General features: G+C 37.1%; 25 protein-coding genes, 5 tRNA genes and 5 pseudogenes. 17 read left to right on the top strand and 18 right to left on the bottom strand.

The annotated features are described in order from the left end of the window. Positions 1-2 precede the first annotated feature (2 nt). Entirely contained in the window at positions 3-1,283 is a 1,281-nt protein-coding gene (locus ACLKMH_RS10725) for a DEAD/DEAH box helicase (RefSeq protein ID WP_413701953.1), read from the top strand. A gap of 336 nt (positions 1,284-1,619) precedes the next feature. Continuing rightward, positions 1,620-1,697, top strand: a tRNA-Pro gene (locus ACLKMH_RS10720). A 216-nt stretch (positions 1,698-1,913) separates the two neighbouring features. Here the strand turns inward: ACLKMH_RS10720 and ACLKMH_RS10715 are convergent. The 3 genes and pseudogenes from ACLKMH_RS10715 to ACLKMH_RS10705 form a co-directional block, all read right to left on the bottom strand. Continuing rightward, a complete protein-coding gene (locus ACLKMH_RS10715; RefSeq protein ID WP_413701952.1) occupies positions 1,914-2,150 on the bottom strand; it encodes an anion permease in 237 nt (78 codons plus the stop codon). A gap of 75 nt (positions 2,151-2,225) precedes the next feature. Next, on the bottom strand, positions 2,226-2,516 hold the full coding sequence (locus tag ACLKMH_RS10710; RefSeq protein WP_413701951.1) for a hypothetical protein: 291 nt from the start codon (positions 2,514-2,516) through the stop codon (positions 2,226-2,228). A 47-nt stretch (positions 2,517-2,563) separates the two neighbouring features. Continuing rightward, positions 2,564-3,333 (bottom strand): annotated as a pseudogene (locus tag ACLKMH_RS10705) (SLC13 family permease). A gap of 569 nt (positions 3,334-3,902) precedes the next feature. Here ACLKMH_RS10705 and ACLKMH_RS10700 point away from each other — a divergent pair. The 5 genes from ACLKMH_RS10700 (at position 3,903) to ACLKMH_RS10680 (ending at position 4,868) form a co-directional block, all read left to right on the top strand. Then, a tRNA-Arg gene (locus tag ACLKMH_RS10700) sits at positions 3,903-3,979 on the top strand. An 18-nt stretch (positions 3,980-3,997) separates the two neighbouring features. Further along, positions 3,998-4,073 (top strand) — tRNA-His (locus ACLKMH_RS10695). Positions 4,074-4,109: 36 nt separating this feature from the next. Then, positions 4,110-4,194: transfer RNA gene (locus ACLKMH_RS10690), tRNA-Leu, on the top strand. Positions 4,195-4,256: 62 nt separating this feature from the next. Further along, positions 4,257-4,334 (top strand) — tRNA-Pro (locus ACLKMH_RS10685). Between the two features lie 192 nt (positions 4,335-4,526). Then, positions 4,527-4,868: a hypothetical protein gene (locus ACLKMH_RS10680; RefSeq protein ID WP_413701950.1), complete on the top strand. Its 342-nt coding sequence runs from the start codon at positions 4,527-4,529 to the stop codon at positions 4,866-4,868. Between the two features lie 108 nt (positions 4,869-4,976). Here the strand turns inward: ACLKMH_RS10680 and ACLKMH_RS10675 are convergent, their stop codons facing one another. Genes ACLKMH_RS10675 through ACLKMH_RS10665 form a run of 3 tightly spaced genes read right to left on the bottom strand, consistent with a single transcriptional unit; the run spans position 4,977 to position 6,484 of the window. Then, positions 4,977-5,327, bottom strand: a complete 351-nt coding sequence (locus ACLKMH_RS10675) for a hypothetical protein (RefSeq protein ID WP_413701949.1) — start codon at positions 5,325-5,327, stop codon at positions 4,977-4,979. A 31-nt stretch (positions 5,328-5,358) separates the two neighbouring features. Continuing rightward, positions 5,359-5,718, bottom strand: a complete 360-nt coding sequence (locus tag ACLKMH_RS10670) for a hypothetical protein (RefSeq protein ID WP_413701948.1) — start codon at positions 5,716-5,718, stop codon at positions 5,359-5,361. Beyond that, on the bottom strand, positions 5,678-6,484 hold the full coding sequence (locus tag ACLKMH_RS10665) for a hypothetical protein (protein WP_413701947.1): 807 nt from the start codon (positions 6,482-6,484) through the stop codon (positions 5,678-5,680). Before ACLKMH_RS10665 ends, ACLKMH_RS10670 begins: the two co-directional genes overlap by 41 nt. A gap of 1,035 nt (positions 6,485-7,519) precedes the next feature. Between ACLKMH_RS10665 and ACLKMH_RS10660 the strand changes: the two genes are divergently transcribed. The 7 genes and pseudogenes from ACLKMH_RS10660 (at position 7,520) to ACLKMH_RS10630 (ending at position 12,788) form a co-directional block, all read left to right on the top strand. Beyond that, positions 7,520-8,494: a DUF1852 domain-containing protein gene (locus tag ACLKMH_RS10660; RefSeq protein WP_413702311.1), complete on the top strand. Its 975-nt coding sequence runs from the start codon at positions 7,520-7,522 to the stop codon at positions 8,492-8,494. A gap of 57 nt (positions 8,495-8,551) precedes the next feature. After that, a pseudogene (locus ACLKMH_RS10655) lies at positions 8,552-9,603 on the top strand (methionine synthase). A gap of 344 nt (positions 9,604-9,947) precedes the next feature. Next, positions 9,948-10,688: a DAPG hydrolase family protein gene (locus ACLKMH_RS10650; protein WP_413701946.1), complete on the top strand. Its 741-nt coding sequence runs from the start codon at positions 9,948-9,950 to the stop codon at positions 10,686-10,688. A gap of 119 nt (positions 10,689-10,807) precedes the next feature. Continuing rightward, positions 10,808-11,401 (top strand): TetR/AcrR family transcriptional regulator, encoded by a 594-nt coding sequence (locus ACLKMH_RS10645; RefSeq protein WP_413701945.1) that lies wholly within the window; start codon positions 10,808-10,810, stop codon positions 11,399-11,401. Between the two features lie 91 nt (positions 11,402-11,492). Next, the gene (locus tag ACLKMH_RS10640; protein ID WP_413701944.1) at positions 11,493-11,969 is read left to right on the top strand and encodes a glutathione S-transferase family protein; all 477 of its coding nucleotides are present in this window, start codon (positions 11,493-11,495) and stop codon (positions 11,967-11,969) included. Further along, positions 11,926-12,339: a glutathione S-transferase family protein gene (locus ACLKMH_RS10635; protein WP_413701943.1), complete on the top strand. Its 414-nt coding sequence runs from the start codon at positions 11,926-11,928 to the stop codon at positions 12,337-12,339. Before ACLKMH_RS10640 ends, ACLKMH_RS10635 begins: the two co-directional genes overlap by 44 nt. Before the next feature lie 191 nt (positions 12,340-12,530). After that, the gene (locus ACLKMH_RS10630; RefSeq protein ID WP_413701942.1) at positions 12,531-12,788 is read left to right on the top strand and encodes a hypothetical protein; all 258 of its coding nucleotides are present in this window, start codon (positions 12,531-12,533) and stop codon (positions 12,786-12,788) included. A 74-nt stretch (positions 12,789-12,862) separates the two neighbouring features. Here the strand turns inward: ACLKMH_RS10630 and ACLKMH_RS10625 are convergent. Together ACLKMH_RS10625 and ACLKMH_RS10620 are read right to left on the bottom strand one after the other, a co-directional pair. Continuing rightward, positions 12,863-13,525 (bottom strand): annotated as a pseudogene (locus tag ACLKMH_RS10625) (7-cyano-7-deazaguanine/7-aminomethyl-7-deazaguanine transporter). 251 nt (positions 13,526-13,776) lie between these two features. Then, positions 13,777-14,700, bottom strand: a complete 924-nt coding sequence (locus ACLKMH_RS10620) for a GlxA family transcriptional regulator (RefSeq protein ID WP_413701941.1) — start codon at positions 14,698-14,700, stop codon at positions 13,777-13,779. Between the two features lie 125 nt (positions 14,701-14,825). On the opposite strand from ACLKMH_RS10620, the pseudogene ACLKMH_RS10615 reads away from it, so the two are divergent. Further along, positions 14,826-15,343 (top strand): annotated as a pseudogene (locus ACLKMH_RS10615) (cysteine hydrolase family protein). A 112-nt stretch (positions 15,344-15,455) separates the two neighbouring features. Here the strand turns inward: ACLKMH_RS10615 and ACLKMH_RS10610 are convergent. From ACLKMH_RS10610 to ACLKMH_RS10600, 3 genes are all read right to left on the bottom strand, one after another. Next, complete coding sequence (locus tag ACLKMH_RS10610; protein ID WP_413701940.1) at positions 15,456-16,571, bottom strand: S1C family serine protease; 1,116 nt, start codon at positions 16,569-16,571, stop codon at positions 15,456-15,458. Positions 16,572-16,587: 16 nt separating this feature from the next. Beyond that, positions 16,588-17,445 carry an RNA polymerase factor sigma-32 gene (locus ACLKMH_RS10605; protein ID WP_413701939.1) on the bottom strand — a complete coding sequence of 286 codons (858 nt, stop codon included), beginning with the start codon at positions 17,443-17,445 and terminating at the stop codon, positions 16,588-16,590. Positions 17,446-17,538: 93 nt separating this feature from the next. Continuing rightward, complete coding sequence (locus tag ACLKMH_RS10600; RefSeq protein WP_413701938.1) at positions 17,539-18,024, bottom strand: Hsp20 family protein; 486 nt, start codon at positions 18,022-18,024, stop codon at positions 17,539-17,541. A 276-nt stretch (positions 18,025-18,300) separates the two neighbouring features. Here ACLKMH_RS10600 and ACLKMH_RS10595 point away from each other — a divergent pair, with 276 nt between their 5' ends. Continuing rightward, a complete protein-coding gene (locus ACLKMH_RS10595) occupies positions 18,301-18,438 on the top strand; it encodes a DUF2498 family protein (RefSeq protein ID WP_413701937.1) in 138 nt (45 codons plus the stop codon). After that, positions 18,404-18,553, top strand: coding sequence for a DUF2498 family protein (locus ACLKMH_RS10590; protein ID WP_413701936.1), 150 nt, complete (start codon positions 18,404-18,406; stop codon positions 18,551-18,553). The genes ACLKMH_RS10595 and ACLKMH_RS10590 overlap by 35 nt, the downstream gene beginning before the upstream one ends. 84 nt (positions 18,554-18,637) lie before the next feature. Here the strand turns inward: ACLKMH_RS10590 and ACLKMH_RS10585 are convergent, their stop codons facing one another. The 7 genes and pseudogenes from ACLKMH_RS10585 to ACLKMH_RS10555 form a co-directional block, all read right to left on the bottom strand. Then, on the bottom strand, positions 18,638-19,795 hold the full coding sequence (locus tag ACLKMH_RS10585; RefSeq protein WP_413701935.1) for an alpha/beta hydrolase: 1,158 nt from the start codon (positions 19,793-19,795) through the stop codon (positions 18,638-18,640). Between the two features lie 62 nt (positions 19,796-19,857). Then, the gene (locus ACLKMH_RS10580) at positions 19,858-20,274 is read right to left on the bottom strand and encodes a DUF4174 domain-containing protein (protein WP_413701934.1); all 417 of its coding nucleotides are present in this window, start codon (positions 20,272-20,274) and stop codon (positions 19,858-19,860) included. Between the two features lie 181 nt (positions 20,275-20,455). Beyond that, entirely contained in the window at positions 20,456-21,193 is a 738-nt protein-coding gene (locus ACLKMH_RS10575) for an Hpt domain-containing protein (protein ID WP_413701933.1), read from the bottom strand. Next, entirely contained in the window at positions 21,190-21,579 is a 390-nt protein-coding gene (locus tag ACLKMH_RS10570) for a response regulator (RefSeq protein WP_413701932.1), read from the bottom strand. Before ACLKMH_RS10570 ends, ACLKMH_RS10575 begins: the two co-directional genes overlap by 4 nt. Before the next feature lie 94 nt (positions 21,580-21,673). Continuing rightward, positions 21,674-23,590, bottom strand: a complete 1,917-nt coding sequence (locus tag ACLKMH_RS10565; RefSeq protein WP_413701931.1) for an ATP-binding protein — start codon at positions 23,588-23,590, stop codon at positions 21,674-21,676. Then, positions 23,587-24,393: a hypothetical protein gene (locus ACLKMH_RS10560; RefSeq protein ID WP_413701930.1), complete on the bottom strand. Its 807-nt coding sequence runs from the start codon at positions 24,391-24,393 to the stop codon at positions 23,587-23,589. The genes ACLKMH_RS10565 and ACLKMH_RS10560 overlap by 4 nt, the downstream gene beginning before the upstream one ends. Before the next feature lie 38 nt (positions 24,394-24,431). Next, positions 24,432-25,084: pseudogene (locus ACLKMH_RS10555) on the bottom strand (CHASE domain-containing protein). Between the last annotated feature and the right edge of the window lie 226 nt (positions 25,085-25,310).

The following is a 25,310-nucleotide window of genomic DNA, read 5'->3' as shown; positions in this document are numbered from 1 at the left end:
AAATGAGTGTTGATGCAATTGGTTTATCTTCAGAATTATTAAAAGCGGTTAAAGCCTGTGGTTATAAAACCTTAACGCCGATTCAACAACAAGCCATTCCCCTGATACGTTCTGGTTCAGATGTGTTAGCCAGTGCGCAAACAGGAACCGGAAAAACGGCGGCCTTTAGTTTGCCTATTTTAGATATACTGGCTAAAACCAGCAATGAAAAAGTAGCGAATAATCGCACCATTAGAGCACTCATTCTCACGCCAACACGAGAGCTTGCATTACAAGTCGCCAAAAACATTAGCGATTATAGTCAGTTTATGGGATTAACTTCTGGTGTCGTAACCGGTGGAGCTAATAGTATTCCACAAATCAAAATGCTTAAGGAAGGAGTTGATATCCTTGTTGCTACACCAGGTCGTTTACTTGAGCACTTAGAAGCTCGAAATGTAAACCTTTCACACATTAAACATTTAGTGCTAGATGAAGCTGATCGCATGTTAGACATGGGATTTTTAACAGATATCCAAAAGTTAATGGAAGTGATTAAACAACAGCATCAAACCATTATGTTTTCAGCAACTTTTTCAGCAAAGGTAAAAACATTAGCAAACCAACTGTTAAAAACACCTAAAACGATTGAAGTTTCTCCTTCAAATTCAACCTCAGGAAAGGTAAAGCAACAGGTATATTGGGTATCAGAAGCGCGTAAACGAGAGCTTTTATCTGAATTAATTGGTGTAAAAAATTGGAAACAAGTTTTAGTCTTTGCTGGTACAAAGGAAAGTGCAAACATACTAGCCAATGAACTTAAATTAGATGGAATTAAAGCGACTATTTGTCATGGAGATAAAACTCAAGGAGCTCGAAATAAAGCGATTGAACAGTTTGCTCAAGGTCAAGTTAGAGTATTGGTTGCAACCGATGTGGCAGCTCGAGGTTTAGATATCCCTGATCTTCCCTATGTAGTTAATTTCCATTTACCATTTCTTGCAGAAGATTATGTTCACCGTATTGGTCGCACAGGTCGCGCCGGGAAAACAGGCCAAGCAATATCATTAGTTAGTCCAAAGGATGAGAAATTTTTAGATAATATCGAAACACTTATAGGGCGACGTTTCGAACGAATTATCTACCCTGGCTATGAAATGCGCGATAATTATGAATCTTCAGACGGTTCTAGCGAAAAACCTCTTAAGAAAAGCCGATATAAAGCGACACAGGAACGTAATCAGATGATGCAACGTAAAAAGGCTGAAAGTACACCAGCGACCTATCCGTCGCGCAAAAGCTAAAAAGCGTAAACCTCGTTAGATTTGATTAAAACCGAGTGTTATTTATTAGAGAATGGTCAAAACGTGTATTAATTGTCCGTCTAACAAAATAAACAAAAATAATATTTGACGATGTGTTCTCAACTCAGTAAGATTCCGCTCCGTTGATGAGACGAAGTCTTGCAATACTCGGTGATTAGCGAAACTTAGTAGCTAATATCCAAAGCCTTAGTCCACTGGACTAAGTCTAAAATACTCGGTGATTAGTGTAGCTTAGTAGGGCATCTCCAGTATTTGGATAAGAGTTGGACCAGGGGATACCCCGTCAATTTCCAAGTAAAAAAGAAGTAACATTTTCGGTGATTAGCGCGAGCTTGGTAGCGCACCTGGTTTGGGACCAGGGGGTCAGAGGTTCGAATCCTCTATCACCGACCACATTTAAAGAAACCGCACTTGTTGCGGTTTTTTTTCGTATTGAGTTTGGCCATTAGAAATAAATGAAAGTATTTAAAGAAAACCTCTGGGGCATTCAATAGTTCGAATCCTCTATCACAGACCACATTTAAAGAAACCGCACTTGTTGCGTTTTTTTGTCTTGAATTTGGCCACCAGAAATAAATGAAAGCATTTAAAGATAACCTCTGAGGCATTTTAAGTGCTAAAAAATGAGATTTCCTGCAGAATAAATAACATAACAAAAATTAACAATAATCCCGTCGAACCTACGATTAATCCTACCTTTAACATTTGTTTTGTTTTTATATACCCTGAAGCATAAGCCAAAGCATTAGGTGGCGTGCTCACTGGTAAACACATCCCCATTGATGCAGAGAAAGTAACCGCAATAATCAGCACCACTTGTCCGCCATAGGGCACTAACGATCCCATTGAACTGCCTAATGCGAGCAACTAAGGGTAATAATAAATTTGCCGTTGCAGTATTAGACATAAAGTTTGCCATTACTAAGCACAGCACAGCAGCGCCGACAATAAGCAACAAAGGGTGAAAGCTTTCAAATGGAATTGCTGTAACAGCGCCGCCGCTAATCCTGTTTTTTCTAATGCTAACCCTAAGGCGATGCCCCCAGACACTAACCACAATACATCCCAGGAAATTCGTTTGAGATCATCAGTGTTAATGATATTAAACATTGAAAAAACAGCGACAGGAATTAATGCAACAACATAAGAACTCATGCCATGAAAAGATCCCATTAACCATAATAAAATCGTTACTGCAAAAGTGATATACACAATATAAGCTTTTGTTGTTTGTAAAAACTGCCCTTCTATTTCTAAAATTATTCTTTCTTTTGAGCTGGGAAAAGTTTATTTAATAATACCCATGCAAAAGCCAACAACACCACTACAAAGGGTAATCCCATCAACATCCATTTAGCAAAGCTAATGGCATTTTCATCACTTAAATATTTCAATGCCACCGCATTAGGAGGCGTACCGATAGGCGTAGCAATACCACCAATATTAGCAGCAACGGGCACGGATAAAGCAAACCCTATTTTTCCTAAATCTTTCTCATCAAAGAGCAATAATACTGGAGTTAAAATAGATAACATCATCGCCGTTGTCGCAGTATTACTCATAAACATAGAGAAAACAGCAGTGATCAACATCATTCCAAGCATTACATATTTAGGTTTCTGTCCAAAGGGAGCAAGCATAATACGCGCTAAATTGACATCTAAACGATATTTAGTGGCCGCCATAGCAAGAAAAAACCACCTAAAAACAGCATTATGATAGGCGATGAAAAAGTCCCCATAATAGAAGCTTGTGTCAGTAAGTTACCCAAATGAGGATTGCTTGTATCGGTAAAAATCCATATGCCATTATCAGAAATGACTAAGAGCTCTAAAACAATAATTAAAACCGAGGTCGCATAAATAGGTATTGGCTCTAAAATCCAGCATAATGCGCCCATTACAAAAATGGCAATCACTCGCTGTTGTACAATAGTGAGGTCATCAATGCCAAAACTCGAAAGTGGCAATAGTAGTATCAATAACGGCAAAAAAGTGGGTAGAATAACCTTCCACTGCAATAATTTCATAGCAGATCCTCAATAATACCAATCATAATAATTAGTAAACCTATTTTACTGCCTAGCATTGTTTATATTTTGTAAAAAGCGACATAAAGAGAATAAATATTCACTTTCGCTTAGCACAAGTTAAACAGTTTTTTCTACGTAAAATTTAGATCTCATATTTAATACAATCGTTATAATTTATACAAATGGGAATAAATCCCAACTAAACAATTAAAGATAAGTATGAGTTTATTGTCCTCTTTATCCACAAAAAAACTGTGCCCAGATCAAGTAGATATAAAGAATTAAAGTTAATAAATCAGAAAGAATATCTAGATCACAGTGATTCTAATAAATGCGAATTTAGTGCTTATATGAACGAATAAAAACAAGTGATGATTTAATTAGCTTAAAGCGTTTATTTATTACGCATACGACAAATAAACATTAAATAATATTTGACGATGCCCCCTCAACTCAGTAATATCTCGGCTCATTGTTAGGCAAACAGATTTTAAGTAACATTTCTGATTAATATCAGAAAAAATCTAAATTGCTAATAACATTAAATTATTTAATAACCAGCTTATGCGCCCTTAGCTCAGCTGGATAGAGCAACGGCCTTCTAAGCCGTAGGCCACAGGTTCGAATCCTGTAGGGCGTACCATATTTAAAAAGTTTAGTGGCGGATGTAGCTCAGTTGGTAGAGCCCCGGATTGTGATTCCGGTTGTCGCGGGTTCAATCCCCGTCATTCGCCCCATTTTTTAAATACAAAGTAGTAAAAGTTTAAATAGTTGCGGAAGTGGCGGAATTGGTAGACGCGCTAGATTTAGGTTCTAGTATCGTAAGGTGTGAGAGTTCAAGTCTCTCCTTCCGCACCATTTAAACATATAAAATCAATTAGTTAGATAAAAACCTAAGACTAAAATGATTTTAAAAATCTCGGTGATTAGCGCAAGCTTGGTAGCGCACCTGGTTTGGGACCAGGGGGTCAGAGGTTCGAATCCTCTATCACCGACCACATTTGAGAATCCGCTAAGCTCCTAGAGTTAAGCGGATTTTTTCGTTTATAATTTATGAAACGCCACCTATTTATTATCTAATATTTTATTTTCACTCCAGAAAAACTAACCATTAAAAACCCTGCTTTAAAGTGTCTAATTTACCGTAGTGGCTAAACGATTAATCCCACCATCAACTAACCAAAGCTCAGGTGCGTGGGATTTATACCACCTTTGAGTCCCCTAATTCCTTAGAAAACAGGAAGCGTCTCGAAGCACATCAATTTGTCGATGCTGGTCGTTCAGTTCGTAACGTTGCTGAAAGCCTCGGATTGGGTAAATCTACCATCGATAAATCAGTACGCCAATTACGTAATGAGCGCGTGGTAAATTATCATCAGCAACACCGTTTACCCCTTTATTATATATTGGTGGGGATACCTCAGGCTTTGCCCCTTTACTACTTAAGTTCTTGTGAGTGTGTCATTTTGGCTAGGCCATACATCTTTCAGGGAGCAACCAGAAAATGTCCCCCTTACCTCAATAAATACTGACAGAGTAGTCGCCGTTATTCGATCATCCTGAACTGCCCACCAGAGTTGGTGCAGGCCAGCTTTACTTGCTCAGGCTCGGAGCCGTAAAGATAATCATGCGTCTCAGTTTTACCGATGGCACTCTGGTGGTACGCAAATGGCCTGTCGGGTAGTATGATCACAGCTGGCTATTACCTTATTTTTACCTTGGGAGCACTGACTCCTGAACTGTTCGGCTTTAGCCCCGCTGTAAAGTGTATAATCGATACAAATGAATGAACCAGGATCGTAACAACTTAACTGAAATATACCCTTATCGTCCGCTGATATTGTTTGCCCTTGCCCAGCCGGTGCAAGCTTCTGTTTTTTTAGTGTGTTAAGGTTCTGGCCGTCTCCGCCGACGAGCACATCCTTTGCAAAGGCATTGCCTATATCCACTTTCTTTGTATCTGAAATCCCCGCGCTACCGATCACTGCCAACCCGCTCCCCAAGGCAATAAACTTGCCAAGATCAGGAGCACGCGCTATCCTCTATACCATCATCGATCAATTTGCCATCGGAATAAATTCTCGTGAAGTGCTGAACCCGGTCTCCTATGTCGGCTATTGTTTGTACCCTGAAAGCCCCTTCACGCTTACCGTTAACGTAGGTCCCCGTGTAGCTCTCATTGGTGTAGTATTGGTTGACATAGGCGCCGTATCCCTGTCCGTGAAGTTTATTTTCTTTCCAATACCCTACTACCAGCCCGTCCATGCCATTGGTCCAAGCTCCGTGCCCATTCAGCTTTCCATCAACATAATTGCCTATCCAGGTATTCCATACCTTGCCGTCACCGAAAGGTCTGGATTTCTGCTCGGCGACGAAAGCCATCAAAATCCCCATTCTTGAACTCACCAATAGATCTGACGACCATAAGGTTGGTGTACCCCCAGATGTTGATGCCAAAACCGTTTATTTTTCCGTCTTTAAAATCACCGTATCGGTGCCATTGGAAACCATCCTTTCTCACTTTGGTCGTCAACAGGCGAGCAGTGCGATTTTTGCTGGGAAATTCTCCAAGCTGAATAAGCTTCATGCCATCTTTGAGGGGCATAGTGAACACACCTTCAATCATTACCCCCTGATCAAAACGTCCGACAAAATGTGCGCTCAGTTTTTCATCAACGATTTCACCAATCCCGTGAGCCAGCCCATCGAAACATTCGCCTTTCACAAAGCGCCATTCAAACTGGTCATTATTCACTTCGTCAGTCACTGCATAAGCGCCGTTATTTACCAGTTCACACCCTCTCATTGAACCGATATGAGGGTAACGGTCTGCCACCGCCGCATCATACCCGGCACGGGCTAGATTAATCTTCTCCATCATGGTTTGTTTGTTGAAACGGTCTTGGAAATGACTAATGATGGCATCATTGCGTGGGTCAAAGACAAGGTGATAGGGGGCATCATATATCCTTTTGGCCATCGCAATTGATTGGATTTTTTCCTCAAGACCTTTAAGTTCGGGTTCAATGATAAAGGGGTTATCCCCTTGCTTCTGCAGATCGGCAACAAAGTTTTCACGAGTGGTGGAGCATCCGACCATTAGCGGCGATGTTATAAACATTAGAGTTATTGCATTAGTTTTTGACATATTTCCTCCGTTTAGAGCATCTCATCTGCTCCATGATACTTTCACCTTTGTCTAGCCTGCTCATAAGCTGATCTGCACGCCCAGAGCTAGGCATTCGAATTATCAGCATAGACGATAATAATTGGGGTCAGAGTAGCATTCATCTATTTTTGGTTGCTTCGGTCGACTCGCTTTACCTAGAGTGACACTTCTTTTGTGTAATGTTTCGATTTCTTCTTTGAAGCGTTCAAAATAAAGGGGCAAGCCTCGCATCGTGCAATTTTGGGCATCATAATCACCAAATGCAAAGAAGAGCTATTTATGTCTTAATCCCTTGGAAAACACGGAGCTTCCCAAACTATCATGTTCAATATGCCATCACTTAAAGCTACGTCTTAATCCCTTGAAAAACAGGGAACTCCTCAAACCCTCCTCTTCTAGTAAGCTTTTAAAATCAACAGCATAAAACGAGGTTTGTCAGAATTTGAAAAACATCAAAAGTTGATCTAAAAATTGCTTTTTAGATCTCGTTGAGAAGAAATTATTATGCTACTTATTGATTATTATTTCAATTGCCCTTTTATCTCCAATAATGCTTCATTTAAATATTGAGGAGCTGACGATAATAGCGCTCAAAATTTTCAATGCTGTTAATGGCGTTAGACTTTGCTCCTGCATTACCACGGCTTAAAAAATAAATTTCTATTTATAACTTCTATGAATTGGCCACAACTATAATTAATTACAATTTTAATGCTAGACCTAAGTATTATTCGATTAAGTTGACTCTCCCTTCTATTCACTATCATTTTAAAACTTACTAAAGAAACAATCATTAATTTAATTCAACAAAAATTGAATTAAAGTCAATTTATTTCATTAATAAATTCATGTATAAATCATACTGTGTTTATAACTTTAGAGCATATTCAGATAAATCCTAATTAAGACATGAGGATAAACGCATCGAATATGCAGATAAAGTTAATGAAAGGTTAATTGACATGTAACCGATTTATTCGGACTTTAAGACTAAAAATTGGATATGAGATGAGCATTAATAAAGATTTTAAATTTATCATTAAAAGTACATCTTTTGATGAAAACTACCACCCTTCTGAGGACTCCCGTATAACAACTAATTTTGCAAACTTAGCAAGAGGAGAGAACCGCAAAACCAATTTACAAAACGCCTTAAAGATGATGAATGATCGTTTTAATACCTTAGCACATTGGGATAATACTGCAGGAGATCGTTATTCTGTGAAGCTTGAAATTATTTCAGTTGATCTCGATGTAAAAGGCAGTGGTGATACTTTTCCATCAATAGAAATTTTAAAAACAAATATTGTTGATCATCAAACCAACAAGCAGATTGAAGGCATTGTAGGCAATAATTTTTCATCTTATGTACGTGATTATGACTTTAGTGTTTTGTTACAAGCTCATAATAAAAATCAGCCTAAATTTAGTATTCCAGATAACTTTGGTGAATTACATGGCAAGCTATTTCAATCCTTTGTGAACTCATCGACTTACCAACAAAATTTTAATAAGCGACCGGTAATATGTCTAAGTGTTTCCGATACAAAAACATATCTGCGTACTAAAAATGAACATCCAGTATTAGGTGTTGAATACAAAGCAAATGAGTCGTCTTTAACTGAGCAATACTTTAAAAAGATGGGCTTACAGGTTCGTTATTTTATGCCACAAAATAGTGTCGCGCCTTTAGCATTTTATTTTTTTGGTGATTTGCTTAATGACTACACTAACCTTGAGCTTATCAGTACGATTTGTACGATGGAAACATTCCAAAAAATCTACCGACCTGAAATTTACAATGCCAATGTGGTCGCAGGAAGCGCCTATCAACCTAACTTAAAGAGTCAGGATTATTCATTAACACAAATTGTTTATGATCGAGAAGAACGCAATCAATTAGCTAATGAGCAAGGAAAGTTTACTGAAGAAAATTTCATTAAACCCTATCAATCAGTGCTTGAACAATGGTCTGCTAGCTACGCTTAACAGTAAGATAAAACAGTTAAATTTTAAAGTCTCCCTAAATATACGGCATTATTTATTATGAAAAAAATGACTACCAATACATTATTACCGACCTCAACAGCAGGTAGCTTACCTAAACCTTGTTGGCTTGCAGAGCCTGAAACTCTATGGTCTCCATGGAAATTGAAAGGTGATGAATTAAAGGAAGGAAAACAAGATGCTTTACGTTTAGCATTACTAGAAACCAGCAACAAGCAGGCATTGATATTGTCAGTGATGGCGAGCAAACCCGACAACATTTTGTGACTACCTTTATTGAACACCTCAATGGTGTTGATTTTGAAAAACGTAAAACCGTTAAAATTCGTGACCGTTATGATGCAAGTGTCCCTACTGTTGTTGGCCCTGTTTCTCGTCAAAAACCAGTATTTGTTGAAGATGCTAAGTTTTTACGCCAGCAAACTAAACAACCAATAAAGTGGGCTTTGCCAGGTCCAATGACCATGATCGATACATTGTATGATGATCATTATAAAAGTCGTAAAGAACTTGCTTGGGAATTTGCCATCATATTGAATCAAGAAGCAAAGGAATTAGAAGCAGCAGGTGTTGATATTATTCAATTTGACGAGCCCGCTTTTAATGTATTTTTTGATGAAGTTAATGATTGGGGGATCGCTTGTTTAGAGAGAGCCATTGAAGGACTGAAATGTGAAACTGCAGTACATATTTGTTACGGCTACGGCATTAAAGCAAATACTGACTGGAAAAAAACATTAGGTTCTGAGTGGCGACAATATGAACAAGCCTTTCCAAAATTGCAAAAATCTAATATCGATATTATCTCATTAGAATGTCATAACTCTTTAGTACCAATGGAATTACTTGAACTTATTCGAGGTAAAAAAGTAATGGTTGGCGCGATTGATGTTGCAAGCGATGCTATCGAAACAGCAGAAGAAGTTGCCAATACGTTACGCGAAGCACTCAAGTATGTAGATGCTGACAAACTCTACCCTTGTACCAACTGTGGCATGGCACCTTTATCACGCGAAGTAGCCAGTAGAAAATTAACCGCCTTAACCGAAGGAACGGCAATAATTCGAAGAGAATTGACAGTAGCTAAGTAACCTATGGATTAACTCGTTTGTGACGGTTTAGTTATATACAACCTGAATTCTGGATATTAGAATTCAGGTTAAGTATTACCAAATACAAGCTCAATAGCACCGACTCCTCTGCTTCATCTACCGAGAAATGCACCTCCTTGTTTTAGCTGTCTCAAATGAACTTGCCGGCCTTGTTTAGTGGGCTTTGAGTTTGAAAGAGGCTTTCAGCTCCTATGAAAATTAAAGTCGCTACTAGCCATTAGGCATATAAATGTATTTTTCAATTGACTTACTACACGATCGTATTGTTAAATAGACACAAGCAATACAATCGTATAGCAAAAGTTTATTTAAAAGGAACAAATGTGAAAAAGTACATTGTAATACCAGCCGTAATAGTCACTGTTCTTATCGCCGTATTTGGTATTAACCCATGGGCGACAGCTAATCGTGGCCCAGATGTTCTGTCTGAAAAGTATACCGAGCTTGAAACCGGAGTATACCGAGCAGGTAATGGTATCTTAGTGGTAAAGGCGCTAACCCGTATGCCAAATGTAGAGCCTGAAATGGTTAGATGGTGGTTTGCGGACTATATGCAAACCACTGAGCACTATAAGCGTTGGTATCCCACTGAACACGTTTGGATGGATTGGGAAAACAAAAAAATCGGCGAGCATATTGGTTCGAGTCACCTTGTTGATGAATATATCGGTGAAACTTTAAATAAGTCGCGTATTCAATTTGTAGAGCCATCAGAAATTCTAAATGGTTATGAAGAATCAGAAGATCGCTTTGCGATCTGTGCATTTGCAGGTTTGCGTGAAGAGCCGATTAATGCCAGCAAGATGTGTCATATTGTGACTAAAACTGAATATGGTTCTGAAATGCGTTCTGTTTTTTGGCAGGGTTATATCGAAAAGCGTCATTCTGAGAACCCAAACCAGACTGTCTTCTCACTTGAAGGCTTGATTGGTAATACCGCATTGGCTCGTATGCTGATTGTTAATAAACATGAAGGCATTGCATTAATGGATCATGCTATTGGTGAAATGAATATTCTTGCTGGTTTTTTACCTGAGTTATATGCACAAGAGAATAATCTTTAAAGTTTAGTTAAAGGTAGGTGACACAAAGTCACCTACTCTATTTTATTTATTGTTACGAGTGATTTGAAAAAATGAGTAATAAAACGATACGAATAGGACGGCAAACTTCAGAAGAAGCTGTGATTACAAAAAATGTGATTCTTGCTAGTGCATTTGATCTTTTTTCAACCAAAGGCTTTGATGCAACCTCTATCCGCGAAATAGCAACACTTGCTGATGTATCACACGGCACAATTCGCCACCACTTTGGTTCAAAGTTAGATATTTGGTTTGCTATTGTTGATCGGCATAATGAACTCTATAGCACTGAACTAAATACAGCATTGTCGCGAGTAGCTACCAGTGAAAAAAATGAATTAAATTTATTTAAAGCGCCTGTGTCGGTTTTGATTAAAACATTATTTGATCACCCTCAAATGATTAGGTTAATCAGTATGGAATACGATGCTGAAAATGATCGTTCTCGTTATTTATCGGAAAACATTATCGATATGCATTTGTATGTTAGCCAGTTATTTGATGCGGCAAATAAATGCGAACCCCGGCTTAACAAATATACTTCAGACACTTTTCTTATTGCATTATTAGGTTTGATTTCAGCACCGATTAACTTTTCGATTTTGAATAAGATTATTGCCAGCGAAGATATTATGAGTGCTGAGTTTAAAGTTCATTATCAAAGCTTGATCATGCATACCTTATTTGCAGATTAATTGAGTCATCACTTTATTCTAGTCGGGATAGGTAATGGATAAACAATCGATGAATAATGGATGATGAATAAGGGATATAGGTAAATAAATTATGATAATTTCTAAAGACCGAATAACTACAACGGAAGTACAGTCATGGACAGGTCTGCACTTATTACACAGCCAAGGCTCTTCCTGTTCACAAAAGGTCAGAATATTACTGGGTGAGCTCAACCAACCTTGGACTGCTCATGCCATTAATTTACGTAAACAGGAAAATTCCAGTCGCTGGTATTTAGGCATTAACCCTCATGGTGTTGTCCCTGCCCTTGTTGATAATGGCACTGTCCACGTGGAAAGCAATGATATTCTTGCTTACTTAGACCAAAACTATGCCACTGAAAATCGATTCTTTTTTAAACAAGATTGTATTGAAGCGAGTGAAGCAAAGGCGCTTCTAGATTTAGAAAAAAGCTTACATATAGAATTAAGAATACTCACCATTCAATTTGGCCCGGTAAAGCTTAAATCTGAAAATGAAATAGATGAAAAAGAGCAAAACGGAGATAAAGAACGCCAGTCGTACTAACGATATTGCTTGGTGGCGATTAAAACTCAATGAAGGCATAACTGAAGAAGAGATCAAGCAAGCCTGTTCTCGATATCATCAAGCGCTAACAAAGCTTAACAACATACTAAATAGTAACGATTGGTTAGTGGGCCAGCAGATATCAATTGTTGATATTTCTTGGTATACCGTATTGCAACGTTTAGTAGCTATTGGTTTTCCTCTGGCTGAATATAAAGAAGTAAATCACTACTATAAAAAGCTATCAACTCGGCCTGCATTTTTGCTAGATTCAAAACATCGAGAATCAAAATTAATAGCGCGTGTTTTTTCAATATTTCGATTCATAAATAAACTAAAAAGAAATCGTATAAGTGATTATTTTAAATAAGTCCATCATTTATAAACAACTATCCCCTCCCCCACATACAGGTATTTGAGATACGCGTTTTTAAAGTAACGAAAAAATTGGAATTCTGTTAATATGGCGCCTCAAAATTCGAGGCGTTTTAGCTTACTTTTATAAGCACATTTAAACAGTTTAATTAACGCTACAATCACGATGATATTTAAGGATATAAAATGGGATACAGTGACTTCGCAAATATTTTTTCTGAACAGAAAAAGCATAAATCAGTTGAAACCTTCGCCGCTGAGCATGGTATCGATTTAGCTGAACTTAAAGCGACAACCACTGCAGTACTTAAGGAAAGTGGTAAGCTACCTGCTATCAAGCATGTGAATGCTTTCTTCAATTTGGGGCGCCCACTTCCACTATTCTCAACAAAGAATTACGTTGAAGAAATCGAGTTATCTCTTGGCAATGAACAAGCTGAGTAAGCTTTTATACTCGTCAAAATGTAGTGGCTAATATTACTAGCCACTACAATCGTGGAGCTGTTTTAATGGCTAGACTAAATGGCGTGTCGCTGTTCCGGTGATTTAAGGATGTATTGCTCAAGAACACGTAAAAGCAGTCCATAGGCAGGTAAGAATAAACCGACACTGACGACTAATTTGAAACCATAATCAACTAAAGCAATTTCAGGCCAATGTGTCGCCATGAAAGCATCCCCTGATGCGTAAAAGGCCAGTGAGAAAAACACTAAGGTATCAACAAAGTTTCCAATAACTGTTGATGCAAAGCAGGTGCTACCCACCAACGCTTAGTTTCACGCAGTTTTGCAAACACTTTAATATCCATTAACTGGCCAATTAAATAAGCAACAGAAACTAGCAAAGGCAATACGGAAAACAAAACTATTCACTTCAGCCAACGCAGATAAGCTTTGTAATGAACCTTGTTGAAACAAAACCCCGATAACATAAGATATAAGTAATGCAGGCAACATAGCTTTAAAAATAATGCTACGCGCTACTTGCTGACCAAATATACGAACGGTTAAATCTGTGGCTAGATAAACAAATGGAAAACTAAAAGCGCCCCAAGTGGTATGTAAACCCATGATGGTAAAGGGCAACTGCACTAGATAGTTACTAGCACTGATAATAAGGATGTGAAACGCAACTAGCACAAAAAGCGCACGGCGAGTTTGCTCGTGAGAGAGTAATAACATAATAAACCTTTTTCTGTGAATTTAGCGCGGGGTGAGGGAACCCGCTATATTTTTGTTAAAAGTAATTAAGCTAATGCTTAAAATTGAGCGCGTATTATAAAGACACTTTAGAATACTGCAACCCAAAAGTGATAAGAAAGTGAAACACAGATTTAAGGGGTAGTTAAGTATGGTTATCTTTGTTGTGGTTAGGGATTTTTAATTAATAAAATAAAATCAAGCCATCCCTTAGCAAGAAATAAAATCAAAATTTAAGAGTTTCTAGCAAACCGCATACGAAACTCTTTGGGTGTTAACCCCATCGTCCTTGTAAATATTTTCCGACATGCGCTGGTATCTGCGTATCCCACTTGATTGGATATCGACTCAAATGAGCAATTCGAACTTTCTAATAGATCACAAGCTTTTTGAATTCTAAGGCGTTGCAAGTATTGGTTAGGATTGTAACCAGTCGCTTTTAAAAAACGTCTTTGCATGGTGCGTTCAGTAAGATTAAATTGCTTAGCTAATGCTTGAATCGACACTGTTTTTGAATAAGCCAAATTCATTGCCTGTTGAATACCACTAATACTTTGGTCGCCATGTAAAAGTAATGGATTAAATTGCTGATAAAAACCTTGTTTCCTCGATGCAGTATCTACTATAAGCACCTTTCCAAGTTGCCTCATCACCAGTGAAGATGAATATTTTTCTACCAATTCAAACCCTAGATCCAACCATGACATCATGCCACCAGCACTGATCACATCACCATGATTAATTAAAATTTCATTAGTATTGAGTGATATTTTAGGAAAATATTTTTTAAATACATCCGATAAACCCCAATGTGTTGTGATCGAACGGTTTTCCAGTAACCCTGTTGCGACAAGAATAAATGCACCCGCGCAAGCAGAAGCAATAACAGCTCCTTGAAAATGCTGTTGTTTAAGCCATTCAATAAGCTCTATTTGAGGATTGAGATAATAATCATTTTGTGAGCTTGGGGGTAATAATACAACCGAAAAATGTTGAGAAAGAAGCTCTGTATTATTAAAGATTATAGGCTCAAAGTGTATGTCTATTTTTTGCTCTTTGCATACTTTATTTGCCATGATAAATAATTCTTCTAATCCATAGACCGCTGATTTCAAAGCATTAGGGTAATGGCAAATACCTATAGAAATTTTTTTCATTGATTTAGCCTAGTTGTCACTTTTGACATGTTTTTAGTCATTTTAGACTCTGGTTGTATTATTACAAGTTGGCGATAATGACAACTTACAAACTACGCATGAAAATGAAACGATGGAGAATCTAAATGAAGCAAAAAGCCCTACTTGTTATCGACCCTCAAAACGATTATTTTCCAACCGGAAAGTTCCCGCTTTGGAATACCAAAGAAGTACTCAGTAATATCAAGATAGCGATTAAAAAAGCCAATGACAAAAATATACCTGTTATTTATATTCAACATATAGCAGATCCAGAACAGGGGCTGGCCCCTTTTTTAATGAAGATAGCGAAGGGGTGAAAATTCACCCTGAGCTAATGGAAGCAGGTTTAAAGAAAGAAATAATAATAAAAACTTTTGCAGATAGTTTTGAAAAAACCTCTCTAGACATAACACTCAAAAATAAAAACGTCGATGAACTGCTGATATGTGGAATGATGACGCAAAACTGCGTAACACACGCAAGAATATCTAAAACTGCAGAAAAATACAAAGTATCTGTATTAATGGATTGTTGTACTAGCGTAGATGAAATGATTCATAATATTGCTCTAAATGCGATATCAACCAGAATACCACTAGTGACAATTGAGCAAGTGTTTTAACTTATTTCTTTTGTTGAAAACCAATTCAACGAGTAAAAGTTAATAATATTCTAAAGTAACTTTAACAAGCGAGCTAATGAAAAAGCCTTTCTAACTCGCTATTTCATGGTATTTATTCAAGTTTCACTTCTACCTTTATGGTTTTTTTATCACGTAAGATGCCAAGAGACACTCTATCACCAATGTTATAGTTATCGAGTATCGATAATAAAGATTTAACCGTACTAACAGATTCATCGTTTACTGATTGGATCACATCACCAAGCCTTATTCCAAAACGTGTAATTTGAGCGCTTTTTAACATTGATTTTGATGCCGTTGAATCAGGTAAAATATCAAGAATCGCGACACCTTCAATGCCTAACTCCCTAGTTATTTGCTGATTAATATTTTCATCAATGGTTATACCGAGTGATGGACTAACATATCGACCATGGCTAATAAGCTGTGGGACAACTCTATTAACAGTATCGACAGGCACCGAGAATCCAACACCTGCATAGGCACCTGAAGGGCTATATATTGCTGTGTTTATACCAATCAAACGACCTGCACTATCGAGTAATGGCCCACCTGAATTACCAGGGTTAATGGTCGCATCCGTTTGAATCAAGTTATCTATGATTAAATCTGAATCTCCAGAAAGAGAGCGATTAAGAGCAGAAACAATGCCACTTGTTAGTGTGTAATCTAAACCAAATGGGTTACCAATTGCATAAACTGATTGCCCTACTTTCAAATCGTCACTGGTGCCAATTGGAACCGGTGGTGGTAAATTAAAATCAACATCAATTTTTAATACTGCTAAATCGTGTTGTGGACTAATACCAACAAGATTCGCCTGATAAGTTCGGCCATCATTTAACCTTATTAGCGCTTCAGAAGCACCTTTAATGACATGGTAATTAGTAACAATATGTCCAAACTCATCCCAAATAAAACCAGATCCGGTGCCACGAGGAACTTTACGTACATCGCGACTCCAAAAGCTTCTTATTATTTTATTTGTTGAGATAAACACTACAGAAGGACTGGCGTAGCTAAAAAGCTCAATAACCGACTTTTCCGATTCCGCTAAATCACCTCTTGCAGAGACAGCCCTTGGTTGTGAATTATTATAAATATAATATTTTTCAACGACGGGAAGAAGTAAGTTAATTAGATATAGTAGTGCCGTAAGCCATACAATAGTTCTTAATAATTTTACCAAACTTAATCTCGTCTGCATGTTAACCTCTATCAAATTAGCTATTTAAGGCAACTAATTTTTCTCTCATTTTTAATAAAGTGGCTTCTTCAATTTGTCTAATCCTCTCTTTTGAAACACCATATTTTTCAGCCAACTTTTTTTGTGTAAGTTGTTTCTCTGATAACCACCTATTTTCGATGATATCCCGAGAACGCTCATCTAATTGTGCTGTCATTTCACGTATTTTTTGAAATACTTTTTTCTTATGATCTTGCTTCATAAGTGTCGCTGTAAAGTGTTCTGACTTATCCTCAAGTAGATGTGAAAAATCAACAGAAATATCATCATCGTCACCGGTTGAAATGGGTTGAACATATATCTCAGATTGAGACATTTGTATTTCCATCTCATTAATATCTGCTTCTGTTACCTTTAATTCTTCAGCGACCTGTTGTTTGTCTTTGTGGGTTAACCAATCAGTACTGCTTTTTAAACGCCGCAAATTAAAAAATAGTTTACGTTTGGCCTTGGTTGTTGTCGCTTTTACCAAACGCCAATTGCGAACAACATATTCTTGTATCTCAGCTTTTATATAATGGATAGCAAAACTAGATAAGCGCACACCGACCTCTGATTTGAAGTTTTTTACTGACTTCATCAAACCAATAGTACCTTCCTGTACTAAGTCTTCCATGGGTAAACCGTAACCTTTAAAGCTTCTTGCTATATAAGCCACAAATCTCAAATGTGACAGTACTATTTTTTTTATCGCATCCAAGTCATTTTTTTCTTGATAGTCTTTAAACAGTCTCTTTTCCTGCTCCTCATCAAGCATTGGAATATTGTTCACATAAGATAAATAGGCATTAAAACTACCCGCTGTATGCATCACCTTAGGTAAATTAATGGACACTTTCCCTCCTTGTGGGCATTTGATTTGTGTAAAACACTAAAATTAAACAAATAATTTTACAAACAAGAAAGGGGGAATTAATCCCCCTGGTTGTTAAGCGACTTTGTCGCTTTGAATTTCTTTTTTAGACTCCTCTGATTTATGTTCAATAGCATTTCCCTTATGGTTAATAGCGATTGACTTAGGTTTCATCGCTTCAGGTATTTCTTTTTTGAGAGCAATGGTTAACAAGCCATTTGCGAGATCTGCATTAGTCACTTCGACATAATCATCGAGATTAAATTTACGTTCAAAGGCTCGGTTAGCAATACCATGATAAAGATAGGTAGACTTTTCTTTTAATGACTTATTGCCTTTAACCGTCAAGATACCTTTTTCGACTTGGATATCAAGTTCATCTTCAGTAAACCCTGCCACAGCGAGTGTAATGGCATAATGATTATCTTCAATCACTTCAATATTATAGGGAGGATAACCGCTCTGAGTACTGTCAGATGTTAAGGCGCTATCTAATAAAGACGCTAAACGATCAAAACCGATACTGCTACGATATAGGGGTGTTAAATCAACTGAGTTCATAATATATTCTCCGTTTAAGCAACATATAATAAATACAATTAGTAGTGGATAAACATCTATAAGAGACTGCTCACCCACAATATTTTAATTAGGGATTAGAAAATTAAAAACAAGGGGATTAATTGAATTTTTTAAAAAATTTAATAGGATATTAATGGTTAATAAATGTCATAATTATTACCCCATAAGGCATGATAAATCCTCATCTTGGTACTTGCGATTAACAAGCAACTCTGGTTATTATTATTTATTAAAAAATTTGGAGGATTAATTAACATGAGTAATGAAAAACAAACAATAAAAAGCGATGATTTGATAGCCATAGCAAATAGTCAACTGCAAGAGCATGAAGACTTTATTGAAGGCATTAAAGTAACGAGTGTTGCTGAGCAACGACGACGTTATTACTTTTAAAGGCGAATCTTTTTTAGATAAGGATGGCCTTCCTACAGCAAAAAGCACCATCGCTTTTAACTTATATAAATGGCTCTGCCACCACTTTTCAAGTAAATACACCTTAATTGATTAAGGTTTTTCTATTACCGTTAATGACCAAGTATGATCAAATTACTTTGTTCATACTTGATACATATAAAATAACTTTAAATATTAGCTAATTACTCATTACTTTATCGAGCTTTTCCATGCTTTCTTGAAAATAAGGGTTATAAGTTAAACGCGCCAACACTTTCCCTTCTTGAATCTGCCCATAAGAAGAAAACCAGGTTTCTGCGCCCTGCTCACAGGCTTTTTCTTGTTCTTTACTTTGACCATTATTACAAATTCTTATCGTGCCTTCTTTCCCATAATCACTGTTATTCGGCGCAAATAATAGGCCCATATGAGATCCATTAACTATATGTAGGTCGGGACGATTCATACTAAATCGAGTGGTATTAGGGAGAGATAATTCCCCCTCACCTTGCCATATTAATTGGTTATTATCGTTTATAAACTGCTTTTCAAAGACAGAGATAGGAAATTTGCTGTCAATAACACGATCACCTTCGCTTAACATCATAAAAATAGGTTTGTTATACAAAGTATCCTTTAGATCATCTTGCACAACTTCTGTGGTCTGATAATAAACAGCGCCGCCATTCATTGGCAAAGAATTGTAGCGGATATAATTAGTCTCAGGATCTTGATCCGCCCACGTTACGACGTAACTGGCAATGTTAGCCCACTTAACGATAGATCTTCTCGGTTTAAAGGCAGGGGAAAATAGTAACAGACCTTCAATATCAGGATCATTTAATGCTTCGGAGGTCACCAAATTTGCACCTGTGGAATAACCTCCTAACCAAAGTTTATTGGATTGTTGTTTTAATAATGCAACGTGGTGTCGTACCACATTCTGCCAATCTTCTAATGTGGGTAACATGAGATCGCCAACTTTACTTCCATGCCCTGGTAATAATACCGTTCTTACAAGGTAACCTTTTGAGGCGAGGTGTTTTGCTACATCAATAAAAGAATATGGTGAATCACCTAAGCCATGCACTAATAAAACGGCATCCCCATTTGCTTTTTCAGGCATTAATTCAAAGGGAAGATTCGCTTGCAGTTCTTTTTCAATATCCTCTGTTTTAAACACGCGATGTGTCAATAACCATTGTTTAGTATCTTCGATATATTGTTGAAAAGTGTCTTGAGAATAATCAGGCAAAGATTTTGATGCTTGATAGTTAGGGTCATTACTTGACTGGCTATAAGCAGTTAATAGCACAATAGCACTAAAAAATATAATACGAGGTAAATATGAAATCACAATAACGTCCTATTTAAATAACATGAAAACTAAAATCAAATACATTATTGAGCAGTGAAGGCCTATTGATTATTCATTTCAGACTGACGCATGGGCATGGCATCAATTTCTAAAAAAACACTTTCTAAATCGACACTTTCACGGCTAGATTTTATTCTGCCATCTTTACCAATTAATAATACATTACCAGGCTGATTTGTATATTGGTGACTAATATTAGACACTAATTTTTCGTCTAAGATTGCTTTGTAATTGGTGTCAATAGTGTCACCTTGCATGATAAACCAAACAATATCACGTTCATTAATAGCACCTTTGTTTTCTTCAAATAGGTTTAAAATATTGTCTTTATTGGTTTCAACCTTCACCAAAATAATTCTATTTTCCCATTTTAAAGAGGATAGTTCTGTCAACTTCATTTTTTCCTGCCCATGAGTGTAAAAGCTAAAGAAGAACAAAAAATAAGTCATATACTTCATATTTACTGCCTTAGAGCTATTGATGCTTGCTAGCTTATACGCTCTTAGCCCAAAATTGGATCAAATACGCTTCCGATTCCAAAGGACAAGGCTACATAACAATCACACAGTGACAAACCACAATAACAGCTTAACAGCCCATTTATTAATCAGCTTGCATTGTAGGCCTTTCAGCTAACTTTCACTGCTCATTATGAGCTTTCAAAATATCAGCAACTTTAGCATAATTAAGCGAAGTAACCTGATGATTAAAATCATTAAAAGTCTCTTCTCCAAGTAGTGCCACAATGCTTGAAGTTTGCTCCTCTACAATATCAATAACAGATAAATCATTATTTTCGAGTGCAAAAATTAGCTTCTCAACCTCTGAGCTACCCATTTTTTCAACCGCGGGATCACTTTGTTTGTTTGATGCTAGTTTACTTTTAAGCTGTAAATCTAGGAATTTTTCACTGTTCTTCTGTAACGCTTGTAAACCATTAACAATATCAATTAATAACTCCCGTTGATGCTCCTGTGTACCTTTACGTAAACTTATTTCTGCCTGTGAAGCCATATTATATAATTCTTTAGCACCAACCATGCCAGCACTACCACGTAATTTATGTACTTTAGTTGCTAATTCATTACGATAATCCTGATCACTTAGGCTCAAACCATTTCCAACTAAACTATCAAGGTCATTGTGTTCTTCAAATAAACGTCGTAGTGAAAATTCAAATAAATCTAAATCTCCTTGGAATAAGTCTATGCTATTGGTTATACCAATAATTTCAGGCCAATCAGCCGCATGTTTATGCCCTTCATGTACTTCAATATGATCGATCATAATCGCACGTTCACGATAATACTCGACATGTTTACGAAGGCTTAAAATTAATTTTGCTGGCTCAATAGGCTTACTTAGAAATGCATTCATGCCAACTTTAAGCGCCCTATTTTTTCCTCCTCAAGCGTGCCTGCGGTTAACGCAATAATCGGTAGCTTTTTGATATTTAGTTGCTGACGAATAAAAGCAGTCGCTTGCAAGCCATCCATCACAGGCATTTGCACGTCCATTAATACCACATCATAATAATCTTGCGCATTTTTAAGGGTCTCAATAGCTTCCGTACCACTAGATGCAGTAGTAACGCTCGCGCCATTGTTTGTTAATATTTTTTCAACAACATCAAGGTTCATTAAACTATCATCAACTACCAAAATCCTCACACCAGGCAACCATTTCGCTTTTATTGCTTCCATTTTAGTGGACTCAAGTACTCGATTTGTATCACCTGTATACTCAATCAGCGTATTATTCACTAAACTAAATAAATTTGTTGGCTCAACAGGTTTGAGTAAAACACCTTTTATACGTCGTGAATGATCAAGTTGGTCAATGTTTGCCTGTTGCTGTTCAGAACCATACGCAAATAACAGGTATTTGTTGCCAGTGAGGTATTTTAAAAATCATCTCTATGAGTGCTAAGCTATCTAAACCATTTAAGTCCCAATCAATGACCATCACATCAGGTAATTGTGTTTGGTCTTGCAAACGTTGTTGAAACTCTTGACTAAACTGAGTGACATTGGCGCCACAAAATACTCGCCAACCAAGGGAAATACAAAGTTTCTGTAACATGCATTCGCCATTATCAACACTGCCAAACACCCAGATATTTATCGGCTCAACAATTGAATCACTGCTAAAATCTTCATCCTTGCTTATCTGTTTTAAAGGCAAATCGAGCCAGAAACAACTACCTTTTCCAAGCTCACTGCTGACGCCTATCTCACCACCTAAAAGCTCACTTAAATTACGTACTATTGATAAACCTAAACCCGTCCCATCAAAGCGTCGATTAATGCCCTCATCAGCTTGATTAAAAGGTTGGAATATTTTTTCTTGTTGCCCAGGAGAAATACCAATACCGGTATCTTCAATGCTAAATCTCACTAGTTGCATTTTTTGCATTTGTATTTCTGACGCCAAGCCATCAGAAATATCACAGGTCACTTTTAAACTAACACTTCCTTCACTGGTAAACTTAATGGCATTACTTAATAAATTTGTAAGAACTTGTTTTAATAAATTTTTATCTGTCTTAACTAAAAGAGCTAAATGTGGATCTACTTCTAAATTAAGGGTTATTTGCTTTTGCGAGGCTTGATTTGAGAAAACACTATAAATCTCATCCAATAATTGTTGCAGATTACAAGGCGCCTGCACCACAGTCATCTCATTTGCTTCTATTTTACTTAAGTCTAGAATATCGTTAACAATTCCTAATAAAGAACGTCCTGCTAATTGAATATTATTGACTAAATTGAGTTGTTCAGAGGTTAACTCCTTACCCTGAAGTAAGTGTGTCAATCCGATAACTGCGTTAAGTGGTGTGCGTATTTCATGGCTCATATTAGCTAAAAAAGCCGTTTTTGCTTGGCTAGCACTTTTAGCTTTTTCAATGGCTTGTTTTAAAGTGTTTTCGATTGTTTTTCGTTCGGAAATATTACGGATAGATGAAGCAATGAGCATCTTATCATCTAGTTGGATCGGACTTAAGCTCACTTCAACGGGAAATTCTGAACCATCAGCATGACGACTAAAAAGATCGTTAGCAGTGCCCATTGGTCGGGTACGTGGATTTTTTACATAACCATCAACATAACTATCATGTTTATGAGCAACTGAAACCGGCACTAACATATTAATTTTTTGTCCAACTAATTGATCTCGTTGATAGCCAAATAATTTTTCTGCTTGAGAATTAATTAATACAATTATGCCCTTTGTGTCGATTATCACCATAGCTTCTGGCGACAATTCCGTCAGGCTTTCGAACATATTCTCTTTTTGTTTTTGAGTCGCTAATTCTTTTTTGACACGATTAGCAATCAACATACGTGTATTGTTTGCCCAGGAATAATAAAACAATAACAGTGCTAACAGTGAGAATACCAACAAAATTAACATTTGTTTTAATAACAGTATCATTGCATTTTTATAGATAATACTTGTTAATTGTGTAGCATTAATTTTAAGCTGTCCTATCACCTCCCCCGGATTAGGCGATATCAATGTTTCAGCGCTTATAAATTGGCCATTACTGCCTTCCCAGGAACTAATTTGATTGTTTAATACGCCAAAAATATTTGATGTACGTTGAAATGCATCTCCCCACTGATACTCCTGCTCTGAAAAAGAATCATTAACAGCATATAGATCCGACGCCAGTATAAATTTCTGTTCATCATTGGTGATATAAATGATTTCGTCATTATTCGACAGACGCCTAATTTCATTAAGCAGTGGTCTTGCTTCAACATTAATCACGATAATAGCGAAAATGCGACCATCAGAATAAAAAGAGGTGTGGAATAACGCCGAGTGAGGCGTATTGGCAATTCCATTTCCCCTTCCTCGATATTTGGCTCAATAGTTGATGTGTGTATTTCACCACTATTTAATTTAATCGTATTTATAAAATAGTCACTATCACCCTTGTTTTGCAAATCATTATTGGGAGTAACAAAAATCTCCCCGCCCTTTCTTTCCACCCTTACCAATTCCTTTCCTTGGCCCTGTGCGCTAATCAAGCGAATTTGAAACATTTCTGGCTGTGATTGCATATAAGCTTTAAAGATATTGGCTAACACACCTTCCCAAGCATCAAGTTGAAAAGGTAATCCCGACACCTCATTATTTAAGTCGGTTAAGGCACTTATCACTGGGATAGATTTTACAAAAATTAGCCCTTCCTTATAGCTTTGTTCATGATTATCGATTAACTCTTTACTATATTGTGCATGCTCCATTAACTCCTTAGAGGCAACATTAAACTCTTGCTCGACATATAAATAGCCGCTCAAAGCAAGGATGCTCAACATAATAAACAAATAGCCCTTTGATATATTATTAAAACTAGAGCTTGCGAAAAACTCGCGTAAAGAGATATTAAGTTGTTGATCTTCAGAGGGTGATTGTTTAGAAGATTTAGAGGTTATTATCAGTGCAATAAAGTAAGAAAAACAGGTCATCAGCACAAATAGAAATAGAAACCAAGTTGGAGTGTAAGATAACAATCCTTTTTCTATTTTTTCATGTGCCTTTGCTGAAACAATCCAACTTCTTCCCATAAATTCAATTTCACGGGAGATAACTGATTCACTTTGCTCTATTGAAGTTGCTTCGAAAGTAGATTCAAAAAAGGAAGGTTTTCGGCTTTATCTGTGATGGTTAAGTCAATCTCAGAAAGGATCGCACCAAGGTCAAATAAAACTTCATCAACGATTAGAGGAGCATATGCCCAGCCAATCGTTGACTGTAACCTTTGCTCAACAATATTATCAGCTAATACTCCTTCATAAACGGGTAACAGAATTAAAAACCTCGTCTTGCTTTGCCCTCAGCTTGAACCAGTGTAATAGGAGCGGTTAATGTCGCCCCTTCGCTAATTGAGGCAGTCAGTGCGACCTGCCTTCTGTTACTTTCTGAGCCAATATCTAAGCCGATCGCTTGTTCATTATTCTGCTCAGGATAAATGTATTGAATAATAAAACGCTCTTTATTGTGCTCAGTTAATGTCCTTATATTAAAATTAGGCGCATCATCCGCACGTGCAGTGCGCACAAAATCATCTTCCTGGTCAACAGCAACACGACGAATGAATCCAAACCCTCTGGCTCCAGGAAAGTCTTTACCAAGGTTCAAAGAAGCAATATAGCGTTTAAAATGTCGCCGTGACGTCGCACTATTTTCAGCGATTAATAGCGCTCCACGAGCACTTAATAATCCATATTCATACTTTTCAAAGCGTTGTTTAACCACCGAAACAGCTTGTTCAATTAGGTTTTCTGTTCTAAGGCTTAACTTATTTTTATAATACGCATCGGTAAAAAGTAAGCAGTCAAAGTCAACAGGCAACCTACTAACCAAATAGCTAAAAAGGCACGAAGCTTTGTTGAGAGAACGGATTGAGAAAATGTTTTTGAATTCAAGAACAGGTGCTCCATAGTAGGATAAAAAGAGAATATCTTTTTATTGAAATTCTCCC

It is taken from the genome of Psychromonas sp. KJ10-10 (assembly GCF_047323245.1).
Taxonomy (GTDB): domain Bacteria; phylum Pseudomonadota; class Gammaproteobacteria; order Enterobacterales; family Psychromonadaceae; genus Psychromonas.
The sequence above is the reverse complement of the archived record's forward strand: the minus strand, read 5'-3'. Positions and strand labels throughout refer to the sequence as shown.